The sequence below is a fragment of the Chlorobium sp. genome, from assembly GCF_021740465.1.
Lineage (GTDB): Bacteria > Bacteroidota > Chlorobiia > Chlorobiales > Chlorobiaceae > Chlorobium.
On the sequence record NZ_JAIOZR010000024.1, the window covers coordinates 19,019 to 32,799 of the forward strand.

Genomic DNA, 13,781 nt, shown 5'->3' on the forward strand with positions numbered 1-13,781 from the left:
AAGTTCTAACGGTAAACCGTAAAAAAAGATTTGTTAGTATACTACTAACCACAGGATTTTTCAAGTGATAACCGGCACATTTCACCGTTAACCGAATCCTCTGCGCCGTTTTCGTCCTCCGCGTCGTACCATGCGGTTTCAAGAGAGGATGCAAGGGTCTCGTCCTTAATATACGCATCATTCCTCTTGACTGCATCGAGAAGTTTTTCGCTGCCCGAGACTTTCAGCCGGATCCTGTCGGTAATCTCCAGCCCACTCTCCTTGCGAAGCGACTGAATCCTGCTGACCAGCTCACGGGCAAGCCCGAGCATGACAAGCTCCTCGTTCATTTCGGTATCGAGCGCCACCATGATGCCCTGCGCTTCGTCCGAAGCGACCAGCCAGCCTTCGATATCCTCGTGCATGATCTCGACATCCTGCCGATCGAGCTCGAACACCCGGCCGTCGAAATCGAGCGTAAGCCGGCCCTCTTTTTCGATAAGCGCAATCTGCCGATGGGTCATAAGCCTGATGGCGTCGGCAAGCATTTTCATATCCTTTCCATACCGGGGGCCGAGCGTTTTGAAGTTCGGCTTCACCTTCTTGCTGATTACCGTCCCCTCGTCCTCGATATATTCGATTTTCTGCACGTTGACCTCGTCGACTATAATGCCGGCCACAAGCTCGTACTCCCCGCGCATGGCCGCATCGTCCACGGCAAGCATGATGCGTTTGAGCGGCTGACGCACCTTGATGGAGGCTTTTTCGCGCATGGTGCGCACCAGGGAGGTCACCGTCTGGGCCTTTTTCATCCGACGTTCGAGCGGCGTATCGGTCAGGGACTCATCCACGGAGGGAAAAGCCGCAAGATGCACCGACTCCCACGTGTCACGATTGCTGACGGCGTTCAGGTTCAGGTATATTTTTTCGGCAATGAACGGCGTGAACGGAGCCAGCAGCTTCGCGGTCGTCACAAGACAGGTATAGAGCGTCTGGTAGGCTGCGAGCTTGTCCGGGCCCATCTCGCTTTTCCAGAACCGCTTGCGCGACCGCCTGATGTACCAGTTGGAAAGATCACCTACGGTAAAATCGCCGATCAGCCTGACGGCGCCGGTCAGGTCGTACTGCTCCATGCGCCGGGTTACGCCGGCCACAAGGGTGTTGAGGCAGGAAAGCACCCAGCGATCGAGCTCCGAACGCTCGCCGGTCGGAATGTCGGGCTCGGCATAGGTAAACCCATCGACGTTGGCGTAAAGCACAAAAAAGTTGTAGCTGTTGATGAAGGCCCTGAAAAAGCGGCGCTGCTCCTCCTCGATCTCGGCGGTATTGAACGATTTCGGCCTCCAGGGAGGGCTGGAAACCAGAAGGTACCAGCGGAGCGAGTCGGCCCCATAGCGCTGCATGGTTTCGAACGGATCGACCACATTGCCTTTCGATTTCGACATTTTCTGTCCCTCTCGATCGAGAATGTGACCGTTAACGATCAGATTTTTATAAGCCACCGTGTCGAAAATCAGGGTGGCGATGGCATGCATGGTGTAGAACCAGCCCCTTGTCTGATCGACCCCTTCGGCGATGAAATCCGCCGGAAAGGTTTTTCCGAAAACGTCCTTGTTCTCGAAAGGGTAGTGCAGCTGCGCAAAAGGCATGGAACCACTGTCGAACCAGACATCGACAAGTTCGGGGGTGCGGTTGAACCGTTTGCCGTCCCTGATAAAATAGATCCGGTCAACAAAGGGCTTGTGCAGGTCGAGCTCCACAAGACCGCGATCGAGTGCGTCGCCGAGCAGGTGGCGCTCGGTGCCGATGTCGATGAACCCCTCGCGAAGCTCGGCAACCGAACCGATGGCGAACATCCTGCCCGAGGAGATGTCGTCTCCGATGGCGAAATCCTCGGCCACCCATACCGGCAGCGGAGTGCCCCAGAATCGCTCCCGCGAAAGAGCCCAGTCCTTGTTCTCCTCGAGCCAGTTGCCGAAACGGCCCGAACCGATTTCCGGTGGACACCAGTTGATGCTTTTGTTCAGCTCCACCATCCGTCCGGCAAGCGCGGTGGTTCTGATATACCACGACTCCCTTGCATAGTAGATAACGGGTACATCGTAACGCCAGGAAAAAGGATAGGTGTGCGTGATGGTCTCGCGACGGTAAAGTTTGCCGCCGTCCTTGAGCTGCCGTATGATCAGAGGATCGGCATCCTTGAAAAACATACCGTCGTAATCCGGAATCTCGGCTGTGAAACATCCGTTCCGCGCAACCGGCTGCAGCATCGGCAGGTCGTACAGCCTGGCAAGCTCGTAGTCGTCAGCGCCGAATGCCGGTGCGATATGCACGATACCGGTGCCATCTTCGGTAGAGACGAACGTGCCCGTGGTGACGTACCAGCACCGTTTGGCCGGCTGCTGATAGGTAAAAAGCGGTTCGTACTCGATCCCCTCCAACTCCCGGCCCTTCACCGTTCCGGTAACCTGCCAGAGCGACTCACCGTTCTCGTCCTTTTCCGTCAGCACCTGAAGACGCGACCGGGCAAGAATGAGCACTTCGCCAGTCACTGTGTGACGGACTTTCACATAATCGATATCCGCCCCGGTACAGAGTGCGACATTGGAAATAAGTGTCCAGGGCGTGGTTGTCCAGACCAGGAAACTTTCCCGGGAGTCTCTGATACGAAATTTTACGTAGATGCTCGGATCGCTCACCTCTTTATAGCCGAGGGCGAGCTCATGGGAACTCAGTACCGTCTCCGACTTCGGATCCTGCGGAACGATCTTGTAGTCCTTGTAGATGAGGCCCTTGTCGAAAATGGTTTTCAGCGCCCACCAGACCGACTCCATATAGCTGTTTGTACAGGTGATATAGGGTTGATCCATATCCACCCAGTATCCCATCTGCTCCGTCAATTTTCCCCACCCTTCGCGGTTGTCGTCGATATGGTGATAGACCAGCGCCCTCGCTTCGGTATTGAACTCCCCTTCTCCGTACTCCACCACCTGAGATTTGTTCTTCAGCCCAAGTTTTTTTTCAACGGCAATTTCAACGGGAAGCCCGTGGGTATCCCACCCTGCTTTCCGGGGAACCTGGTACCCCTGCATGGTCTTGTACCGGCAGACGACATCCTTGATGGTACGGCTGAAAACATGGTGCACTCCCGGCTTGCCGTTAACGGTCGGGGGACCTTCATAAAATGAAAAAACCTTTGCTGAAGAACGCTCTTCGAGACTTTTTCTGAAAATACGGTGATCGTTCCAGTAGGCCAACACCTCTTTTTCAACCGTACTGTAGGGAATACCGGTGAAATATTCGGGAAATTTTTCGGGCATAATTTATTGATAAACGAAACAAAGAGTCGAAAACAGGAAAACATGTAATATACAAGAAACAGGGGTAAAACAGAACAGGCAGACCCTTCAACACTGGAAAAGCCTGCCTGTAATGTCTATGCGACAGAAAGGATAAGAAAAACAACCGCTAAGGAGTGTTACTACATTATTTCTTGTCGCCAAGGGAAGAACTGACGCCTTCGAGAATCTGTTTTGCCACAACCGTCAGGGAATCGAGAGCCTGGGCAACCATCTTGCTGAGCGGGGTAATGGTATTGTCGAGAAGAGTGCCGACACCCACAAGTATGGTTGAAAAATCACCTTTAACCACATCACCGCCGCGGCTCTGCTGACCCTGTGCAGATGTTTTCATTTCTTCAGCCATGGTACACTCGGTTTAAATTATCGCGTTATTTCTGGACACTGTCTTCAATGTAATATTTTTCAGAAAGCTATCAAAGCCATACGAAGGTTTATCCGCGTTCCCGGCATGCAAGGGAAAAAAGCAGGAAGGCACTCCTCCTTCTACGCATGCAGGATGCAGGATTCAGGATGGATGGGTGACGTCCTGACGGTCGGCAAGCCTGCCGTAACGATCGTCAACCCTTACAATGTCATCCTCCCCGAGATAACTGCCGGTCTGCACCTCGATGAGCTCGAGCGGTATTTTTCCGGGATTTTCAAGCCGGTGGAAAGTACCGAGAGGGATATAGGTAGATTGGTCCTCGCAGAGGGTGATCTCCTTTCCGCCGACCGTAATAAGTGCAGTTCCCTTCACGACTATCCAGTGTTCGGCACGGTGGTAATGTTTCTGCAGGGAAAGAGCTGCCCCGGGTTTTACGACAATCCTTTTCACCTGAAAACGGTCTGCGATATCTACGGTCTCATAGGTGCCCCAGGGCCGGTACACCCTGAGGTGGATCTCGGCTTCGCTTCTTTTCGACACGTCAAGCTGCCGGACGATGGCCTTGACCTCCTGAACCCTGTCGCGCGAAGCCACGAGCACGGCGTCAGGCGTTTCAACGATGATCTGGTCTTCGAGTCCGACTGCCGCTACAAGGCGGCTTGTCGCATGAATATAGCTGTTGTGCACATCGTGCACGAGCACATCGCCTTTGAGGACATTGTCGGATGCGTCATGCTCGTTGAGTTCCCAGAGGGCCGACCATGCACCGACATCGTTCCAGCCGGCATCGAGCGGAACGACAACCGCACGGGATGTTTTCTCCATAACCGCGTAATCGATGGAATCGGATGGACATGCACTGAATGCCCCGCGATCGAGCCGGAGAAAATCGAGGTCGGTAGTAGCCTTTTCATAAGCAGTACGGCACGACTCGAGCATTTCGGGGTTGGAATGTTCGAGTTCTTCAAGAAAAGCATCTGCCCGAAACAGAAACATTCCGCTGTTCCAGAAATATCCACCGGACTGCACATACTGCTCGGCAGTCGCAAGATCTGGCTTTTCGACAAACTCGACAACCGGACGACAGGAGTGCATGTTGGCACCGCCGGTCTCGGCCCTGATGTATCCGTATCCGGTCTCCGGCCCCGAGGGAACAATTCCGAAGGTCACCAGTGCACCGGATGCGGCAGCCGAATAACCCTCGGCAACAGCTCCGGAAAGCGCCTCCGTATCGCTGATGACATGATCGGCGGGAAGCAGCAGCAGCACAGGGTCCTGATACTTCGAAAGAGCATACATGGCGGCTACCGCCGCAGCGGGCGCTGTATTGCGACCGGTGGGTTCGAGAATGATCCCTCCCAGACTTCCGGTAACCTCGCGAAGCTGTTCGGCAACGAGAAAACGGTGTTGCTCGTTACAGATGCAGCAAACCGGCCCGAGGTCTTCGATGTCGGCAAGCCTGAGAACGGTTTCCTGAAGCATGGTTTTGTCCGACACGAGAGGGAGCAGCTGTTTCGGGTAGAGAGCCCGCGAAAGGGGCCAGAGGCGCGTCCCCGATCCGCCGCTTAAAATTACCGGAATGATCATTTGAGGAACTTTATTGAGTGTTAAAGTAAAGGCGAAGGGTACCGCCGACGAAACATTACCGCCGGAGGTATCTCTCCTCGTAAAGCCTCCAGGTGGAGGCGATAAGAGTATCGGCATCGCTATATTTCGGCTGCCACTGCAGCAACTTTCTGGCACTCTTCGACGACGCCACCAGTTCGGAAGGATCACCTTCACGCCTGCCGGTTATGTCAGCAGGAATCGGCCGACCGGTAACCATGCGCGCCCGTTCAAGCATTTCGAGCACACTGATGCCGGTTTCACTGCCGAGATTGACCGAGAGGCTCTGGCCGTTTTTCCTGATATAGTCGAATGCGCTGACGTGAGCCGCCGCAAGATCGCTGACATGGACATAGTCCCTGATACAGGAACCGTCCCTTGTCGGGTAGTCGTCTCCGAAAACTGAAAGCCGTGGCCGGAGGCCTGCTGCGACTTCCATGACGACCGGCAGCAGATTTTCGGGATTGCGCTCCAGCCCCTTTACCCGTCCGGCCACATCGTAACCCGCAGCATTGAAATAACGGATGGCGGCATATCTGAGCCCTTTCAGCCGGTCATACCAGCCAAGCAGTCGTTCTATTTCAAGTTTGGTAAAACCATAGAAATTTTCAGGTTCCTTCGGATGCGCTTCATCGATCGGCAGATAGACCGGATTACCGAAAACTGCCGCGGAAGAAGAAAAAATAAGGGTGCCGACTGAAGCTGCCGTCGCGGCATTGAGGATATTGATGGTCCCGACAAGATTCGCCTCGGCATACTGCTCCGGACAGAGCATCGACTGCCCGGCTGCTTTCAGTGCCGCGAGATGTACGCACCCGTCGAACCCTTCCGCCATAACCCCGGCAAGCTGTGCGGGCCGCATGATATCGCCATGTACAAATCCGGCGTCTTCAAAGAGGTTCTCTCTTGTGCCGGTCGAAAGATTGTCGAAAACCGTGACCCGGAAACCACCGTCGAGAAAAGCCCTCACGACATGACTTCCGATATACCCGGCACCACCGATAACAAGAATATGCATGCAGATTGTGGTAAGAGTTCAAAAAAACGGACAGCGGAAAGGCCAGAATCCTTATCCTTCAAGACCATCTTCAAGCAGAGCCCTGAGTTTACGGCAAAGGGCGAGACTTTTTCGGGCTCCTTCACAGGCCTTGGCCGCCTGCTCTTCCGTGAAAATATCCCAGGGCGACTGATAAGCTGTCTCCCGTCCATATTTGGCCAGCATTTTTTCATGTGAATCGTGTAGTTCCAGCTCGGGAAGCAGCTCCCTGATGAGCTCACCCACCTCTTCCGAAACCGTTCCTTCGGCAAGAAGCTGGGGAAGGTGTTTTTCCGGATGATGGGTCGTGCGAGACACTCCGAAGAGCATGAGCACGGCAATACCACAATTATCGATACACAGGTTGGAACCCGAAACACATGAACGCCAACGCTTCAGCCGAAGATCCTCTTCGGCCTCACAGAGAAACCCTTCAGCAAGCAGGAAACGGTATGCAATATCGTTGCGGACTTTCATGATTGAACCTCCATGAATTGACTTCGGAAATCCCGGTTTATCACCAGGACAGTCCGGCTCCTCCGCCGTCGGGAGCCGGACTGTTTACTGTTTGTAAAATATAGCAATTGCTCCAGGAACTCTCCATACTCCCGGATCTCCCCTTCAGCTCCCGGAGGACGAAGTGCTGTACATCCTATCGTAATAATCCCGATATGCGCCCGACGTAACCTGCTCGAGCCAATCCTGGTTATCGAGATACCAATCAACCGTGCGTTCCAGACCCTCTTCGAAGCGAATGGAAGGCCCCCATCCAAGTTCCCTCTGAAGCTTGGAGGAATCAATGGCATAACGCAGGTCGTGGCCTGCCCTGTCGGTAACATAGGTTATCAGTTTTGCGGATTCCCCGGACTCCCTGCCCAGTTTCCGGTCCATGATGGCGCACAACAGCCGGATGAGATCGATATTGGTCCATTCGTTATGGCCACCGATATTGTAGGTCTCTCCGTTGCATCCCCTGTGAAAGATCACGTCGATTGCCAAGGCATGGTCGATCACCCACAGCCAATCGCGGATGTTTTCTCCCTGGCCGTAAACCGGAAGAGGCTTTTTCAGACGGATATTGTTGATGAAAAGCGGAATCAGTTTTTCAGGAAACTGGAAGGGCCCGTAATTGTTCGAGCAGTTGCTTATGACCACAGGCAATCCGTAGGTATCGTGCCATGCCCTTACGAAATGATCCGACGATGCTTTTGAGGCTGAATAGGGGCTATGCGGATCGTACGGGGTCCGTTCGGTGAAAATGCCCTCACGGCCAAGCGAGCCGTACACCTCGTCGGTCGAGATGTGATAGAATCGCTTTCCTCCGAAATCTTCCGCCCAGCAGCGCCGGGCGGCATCGAGCAGGTTCACGGTGCCGATGACGTTGGTGGTCACGAATTCGAGCGGGCTTGCTATGGAACGGTCCACATGCGACTCAGCCGCCAGATGGATCACCCCGTCAAAACGGTTGTCCCTGAAGAGTTTTTCGACAAACGAAGCATCGGTGATATCCCCTTTCACGAACCGGTAATTCCCGAGGTGTTCCACGTCCCTGAGGTTTCCAAGATTACCGGCGTAGGTCAGGTTGTCGAGGTTGGTGATCGTATAGGAGGGATATGCATTGACAAAATGCCTTACTACGTGGGAACCTATGAATCCCGCTCCACCAGTAATGAGAATATGCATGGCTGACATGATCGGTAATTGATTGGTTAGGGGTTGTCTGAACGGGCAAGGAGCACCTCGAGCGAATCATGCCAGTGGGGGATATCGAGCCCCCACTCCTTTTTTATGGCGCCTTTGTTCAGCACGCTGTAGAACGGGCGGGGCGCAGGAGTGGGATAGCCGCTGCTCTCGATGGGAAAAACCCTGCAGGGAAGGTGTTTCATGCGCATGATGGCCAACGCGAAATCGTACCAGGAACAGACCCCTTCATTGGAATAGTGATAGAGGCCTGCATACCTCTTTTCCGGCCGGACTCTGCCGAGCAGGTCGAGAATCGCTCCGGCAAGATCGGCCGCACAGGTCGGCGTCCCGATCTGGTCGAAGACAACATCGATCCGATCCCTTTCACGGCCGAGCCTGAGCATGGTTTTCAGAAAATTCTGTCCGTGAAGCGAATAAAGCCAGGAAGTGCGAATGATCAGGTACGAAGGCGCGATCTCCTGTATCAGCTTTTCCCCTGCAAGTTTCGACTGCCCGTACACTCCGAGCGGAGCCGGATGATCTGACTCCCGGTAGGGACGGCATGAGTGGCCGTCAAAAACATAATCGGTGGAAACATGCAGGAGAAGTGCCCCCTGCTCCCTGGCACACCGGGCAAGCACTCCGGCACCGTCGCAATTCACCCTGGAGGCCAGTTCCGGCTCGCTTTCCGCCCGATCAACCGCCGTATAGGCCGCACAGTTGATCACGACATTGCACCCGCAACGCTGCATGGCACCAGCTACCTGGGCGGGACTGGTGATATCGAGTTCAGGAAGGTCGAAGAAAAAAAAATCCGATCCGTGTGCGCCTGCCGCAAGTGCCTTGATCTCCGTGCCAAGCTGGCCATTGCTTCCGGTAACGAGAATATTCATGACTGGCTCTCAGGGTTTTATCATGCTTTTTGTTCAAAGGTAAACGCGTCCGCTTCGGCAAATGGAGGAAGGGCTGCATCTTTTGCTGAAAGCGCGATATCGCCTTCCGGAATCCGCCAGTCTATTCCAAGAGCCGGGTCATTCCAGACGACTCCGGCATCATGGGCTGGCGAATAATAATTATCACATTTATAGGCGAAAACCGCCTCATCGGACAGCACGACGAAACCATGAGCGAATCCTTTCGGGACCCACAGCATGTTCTTACTGTCCGAATTCAGTTCAACGGCCACATGCATACCGTACCATGGAGAACCTTTGCGAAGATCTACAGCAACATCGAGCACCCGCCCCGATACAACCCTGACCAGTTTCGACTGGGTGTAGGGAGGTTTCTGGAAATGCAGGCCGCGCAACACGCCGTATGACGACTTCGATTCATTGTCCTGCACAAAGTCGACCGTACCTGCATGTCTCACGAAAATATCGTGCCGATAGGTCTCCAGAAAATAACCCCGGTCGTCTCCAAACACTTTGGGCTCAAAGATCAGGACATCAGGGATGGGGGTTTCAATAATGTTCATATCAAAAAAAAGTGACCGGAAAAAGACCTGCATGGAGAACTTGCACCCAGACCAGGCTCAAGATGTATTTTTTAATGATAATACGCCTGAAGAATAATGCAACCGGAACGTGAATGCAAAATAATTCTCTTTTTTTCGAGCTGCTCTCAGCAGATTCTGGGCAGTTGCTCCCCGGCCGGAAGATCGACAATGCGTAGGCTTCCGAATAGGGTTTTCATGACGACCATACCGGAATGGCCCTCATTTACCGATCCGATAACGGCCGCATTGCGGCCCTCTTCGAAAGAGCGCAGCACCTCGATTGCCCTTGCAGCCTCACCGGCAGGAACTGCGGCGATAAGTTTCCCCTCGTTGGCTACATGCAGCGGATCGATACCGAGCAGCTCACAGGCACCTCTGACTTCAGCTTTGACGGGAATCGCATCTTCGAGAATCTCCACACCGACCGAGGAGGAAACCGCAAGTTCGTTGAGTACGGCGGCAACACCGCCCCTGGTCGGATCGCGCATGGCGTGAACATCCGGCACGGCGTCGAGCAGAGCCTCTATCATATGATTGAGCGAAGCACAATCGCTTGTGAGAGCGGATTGAAAGGAAAGCCCTTCCCTTGCCGTCATGATCGACATCCCGTGATCGCCCACCGTGCCGGAAAGCAGGATAGCATCCCCCGGCTTCAGATTTCGGCAGGAGAGTGTGACGTCCTGGCGCAGTACCCCGATACCCGAGGTGTTGATAAAAATGCCGTCGCACAACCCTCTCTGCACAACTTTGGTATCACCCGTCACGATCAGCACTCCGGCTTTGCTGGCGGCTTCGGCCATGCTCCGTACAATCCGTTCGAGTTCGACAAGCGGAAATCCCTCCTCAAGCACAAAACCGGCACTCAGATAGAGCGGACGCGCCCCTCCGACGGCAAGGTCGTTGACCGTTCCGTTGACGGCGAGCGAGCCGATGGTTCCTCCGGGAAAAACACATGGCGTGACCACATAGGTATCGGTGGTAAACGCCGTCCGGCCGGAAGGCAGGGAAAGCTTGGCCTGGTCGTCCATAAGATCGAGAAAGGCATTGCCGAGATGCGGCATGAACACCTGTTTCGTGAGCTCCTGCGAAAATCTTCCTCCCGCCCCGTGAGCCATCTGGACGGTCTGGTGGTGCAAAAGCGGAAGCGGGCAGGCGAATGGTTCACTCATAAAGAATCGGGATTGCGATGATATCGGTAATACGCCGAGCATGCCCCTTCCGAAGAGACCATGGTGGCGCCGAGGGGGCTTTGCGGAGTGCATTCGCGACCGAAGGCCGGACAGGCATCGGGCTTCAGGTGCCCCTGCAGCACATCCCCGCTCCGGCAGAGAGGGGACTCCTGCGGGACGATGTGGCCCACGTCGAAGCGCTTTTCGGCGTCGAAGCGGGCGTACTCCTTGCGCAGCACGAGGCCGCTTGCCGGAATGACGCCGATGCCGCGCCACGGACGGTCGGCCACCTCGAACACCTCCTGCATCACCTTCCGCGCCTCGCGGTTCCCCTCGCGGCTGACCACCCGCCCGTAAGCGTTGAGGACTCCGCTGCGCCCCTCTTCGAGCATTTCCACCACTTTGAGAATGCCGTCGAGCAGATCGACCGGCTCGAATCCGGTGGGCACAATCGGCACGCCGAACTCTTCGGCGAACGGTTCATACTCCTCCCACCCCATGATGGCGCAGACGTGCCCTGCGGCGAGGAACCCCTGCACCCGATTGCCGGGCGAGGAGAGAATGGCCCGCATGGCCGGTGGGACCATTACCTGGCTGACCAGCTCGCTGAAGTTGGCGACCCCTTCACGCGCAGCCTGACGCACGGCCATGGCGTTGGCAGGAGCCGTGGTCTCGAAGCCGACGGCAAGAAACACCACCTCTTTGCCGGGATTGTCGCGCGCGATCTGCAACGCGTCGAGCGGCGAAAAGACAATGCGCACGTCCGCCCCCTCGCTCCGCGCCATGAACAGATCTTTTTCACTGCCGGGCACGCGAAGCATATCGCCGAAACTGGCAAGAATCACCCCCGGTATGGCGGCGATGCAGAGCGCACGTTCGATCGTTTCAAGAGGAGTAACGCAGACCGGACAGCCGGGCCCGTGAACCAGTTCGACGCTGTCTGGCAGAAGCTGATCGATGCCGTTGCGCATGATCGAATGGGTCTGGCCTCCGCAGATCTCCATGATTGTCCACCGACGGGTGGCTTTCCGCCTGATTTCATCGAGAAGCCGGAGGGCAAGTTTCGGATCCCGGTACTCGTCAAGGTACTTCATACGGCAGCCCGCTTAAAGATCGTCAGGTAAAGGCTCCCCCTCTTCAGGGTCCAGCGCGCCGCTTTCGATCAGCTCCTGCCATAGCTTGAGACTTTCGGCAGCCTCCTGCTCGTCGATCACTTTCAGGGCGAAACCGGCATGGACAATCGTATACTGGCCAGGCACGATATCCGGCACGTATTCGAGACACGCCCTTGTTCTGATGCCGTTCACATCGACGATACCCATTTTCAGGCCATTTTCATCGGTTATCTCGATAAGCTTTCCGGGTATGGCAAGGCACATGGGCAGACTGGTTTGTTTTAAAGAAATCGTAACTGAAAGATAAGAAAAAGGAGAAAAGGCACGGCAGGAAGTTCAGCGACAAAGATCGAGATGGCCTAATAGCGGACTCCATGATAGTTCCCCCCCAGATACTCCCTGCCGATTGCCGCCTGCCCGAGCGAGAGGCCGCCGTCGTTGCAGGGAACTCCGGTATGGGTCAGCACCCTGTATCCTGCGCCCTGCAGTTCTGCGACAAGCGTTTCGAAAAGCAGCATGTTCTGGAAAACACCCCCGCTCAGCACAACCTGCTTTATGCCTGTCGCCCGTGCGGCCATTCCGGCTATATCGAGCAGCATGTCGCAGAGCGTGCGGTGAAAGCGACGGCTGATTTCACCCGACGCCATCCCCTCTCCTGCCGCGACTGCAATATCGCGGATAAGGGGGGATATCTGCATGACCCGGCAACCTCCCTCTTCGGCAATACTGTACCGGAATCCTTCTTTGCCGATTGTGCCTTGCGCGGCAAACATCAGTTCGACAGCCGCCTGCCCTTCGTAGGAAACAGTGCTGCACACTCCGGCAATCGAGGCCACGACATCGAACAGTCTTCCGCAGCTTGACGTTTCGGGGCAGAAAAGGTTTTTTTCGAGTAGTTCAATCACCTCCTCCTGCGCCTTTCCCTGAAGAAAAGGCAGATCCGGAACGGCGGAACAGCTTCTGAACAGGTAACCAAGTGCCGCCCTCCACGGCTGAAGAACGGCCGAATCGCCCCCCGGCAGCGGCATATACTCGAGCCGTGCGAAGCGGTCCGCACCGCAGGCATCGCCGACGAGCACTTCACCTCCCCAGATTTTACCGTCAGGCCCGTAACCGGTACCGTCGAAGAGAAGACCGATCGCCGGACCGGACTCCATGTTTTCGGCAAGGCATGCGGCAAGATGTGCATGGTGATGCTGTACCCCGAGCAGTGCGATATCCTGCATCGAAGCCCAGCGCGTGGTCAGGTAGCCGGGATGGAGATCGTGCACAAGAAGCTGAGGATCGGCTCTGAACAACGCCTTCATATGCCGGACGGTATCACCGAAAAAGCTCCAGGTTTCGAAATTCTTCATATCGCCAAGATGCTGGCTGAGAATGGCGTGACGAGCGTGCATCAGGCAGAGCGCGTTTTTCAGTTCCCCCCCCGTGGCGAGTACCGACGGCCCCCCACGGGCGAGTATGACCGGAGCGGGCACATACCCCCGGCTTCTTCTGATGAGACGCAGCGAACCCGAAAGATGCACGGCAACCGAATCATCGCACCGCTGCAGTATCGGCCGGTTATGCATGAGAAAAAAATCCGCGATACCCCGAAGCCTCCGGAGCGCCTCGCAATCGTCGTGAAGCACAGGCTCGTCGCTGAAATTCGCGCTGGTCATCACCAGGAGATCGGGGCCATCTTCGAAGAGAAGCGCATGCAGTGGCGAATAGGGCAGCATCACTCCAAGCCGCGCATTGCCGGGGGCCAGAGCTTCGGGAAGAGTGCCTGCGGAATGCCGTACAAGCAGCATCACCGGTGCCTCCGGAGAGGAGAGTGCCGCCGCTTCAGCCTCGCTGACCAGGCAGAACCGGCGAACGCAGGCCAGATCGCGCATCATCACGGCGAACGGCTTCTCTTCCCGCCCCTTCCGCTTCCTCAGCTCCCGAACCGCGCTGGCGTTAAGGGGATAGGCGGGAAGGTGGAAACC

General features: G+C 55.6%; 12 protein-coding genes. All 12 read right to left on the reverse strand.

The genetic code is table 11. The features are described 5' to 3' along the window. Positions 1-44: 44 nt before the first annotated feature. A complete protein-coding gene (gene ileS, locus K9G39_RS09790) occupies positions 45-3,299 on the reverse strand; it encodes an isoleucine--tRNA ligase (RefSeq protein ID WP_292004740.1) in 3,255 nt (1,084 codons plus the stop codon). Positions 3,300-3,465: 166 nt separating this feature from the next. After that, complete coding sequence (locus K9G39_RS09795) at positions 3,466-3,684, reverse strand: hypothetical protein (protein ID WP_292004741.1); 219 nt, start codon at positions 3,682-3,684, stop codon at positions 3,466-3,468. 162 nt (positions 3,685-3,846) lie between these two features. Continuing rightward, entirely contained in the window at positions 3,847-5,292 is a 1,446-nt protein-coding gene (locus K9G39_RS09800) for a mannose-1-phosphate guanylyltransferase/mannose-6-phosphate isomerase (RefSeq protein ID WP_292004742.1), read from the reverse strand. 55 nt (positions 5,293-5,347) lie between these two features. Next, positions 5,348-6,328, reverse strand: a complete 981-nt coding sequence (gene galE / locus K9G39_RS09805) for a UDP-glucose 4-epimerase GalE (protein ID WP_292004743.1) — start codon at positions 6,326-6,328, stop codon at positions 5,348-5,350. Between the two features lie 51 nt (positions 6,329-6,379). Beyond that, positions 6,380-6,823 (reverse strand): HEPN domain-containing protein, encoded by a 444-nt coding sequence (locus K9G39_RS09810; protein WP_292004744.1) that lies wholly within the window; start codon positions 6,821-6,823, stop codon positions 6,380-6,382. A 144-nt stretch (positions 6,824-6,967) separates the two neighbouring features. Then, positions 6,968-8,029, reverse strand: a complete 1,062-nt coding sequence (gene rfbB / locus K9G39_RS09815) for a dTDP-glucose 4,6-dehydratase (protein ID WP_292004752.1) — start codon at positions 8,027-8,029, stop codon at positions 6,968-6,970. Positions 8,030-8,055: 26 nt separating this feature from the next. Further along, positions 8,056-8,922: a dTDP-4-dehydrorhamnose reductase gene (gene rfbD / locus K9G39_RS09820; protein WP_292004745.1), complete on the reverse strand. Its 867-nt coding sequence runs from the start codon at positions 8,920-8,922 to the stop codon at positions 8,056-8,058. Positions 8,923-8,942: 20 nt separating this feature from the next. Next, entirely contained in the window at positions 8,943-9,506 is a 564-nt protein-coding gene (gene rfbC, locus K9G39_RS09825; protein WP_292004746.1) for a dTDP-4-dehydrorhamnose 3,5-epimerase, read from the reverse strand. Positions 9,507-9,652: 146 nt separating this feature from the next. Further along, complete coding sequence (hypE, locus tag K9G39_RS09830) at positions 9,653-10,696, reverse strand: hydrogenase expression/formation protein HypE (protein ID WP_292004747.1); 1,044 nt, start codon at positions 10,694-10,696, stop codon at positions 9,653-9,655. Beyond that, complete coding sequence (gene hypD, locus K9G39_RS09835; protein WP_292004748.1) at positions 10,693-11,790, reverse strand: hydrogenase formation protein HypD; 1,098 nt, start codon at positions 11,788-11,790, stop codon at positions 10,693-10,695. Before hypD ends, hypE begins: the two co-directional genes overlap by 4 nt. A gap of 12 nt (positions 11,791-11,802) precedes the next feature. Continuing rightward, positions 11,803-12,075 (reverse strand): HypC/HybG/HupF family hydrogenase formation chaperone, encoded by a 273-nt coding sequence (locus K9G39_RS09840; RefSeq protein WP_292004749.1) that lies wholly within the window; start codon positions 12,073-12,075, stop codon positions 11,803-11,805. Positions 12,076-12,170: 95 nt separating this feature from the next. After that, the coding region (hypF, locus tag K9G39_RS09845; RefSeq protein WP_292004750.1) for a carbamoyltransferase HypF at positions 12,171-13,781 on the reverse strand (1,611 nt) is incomplete at its 5' end.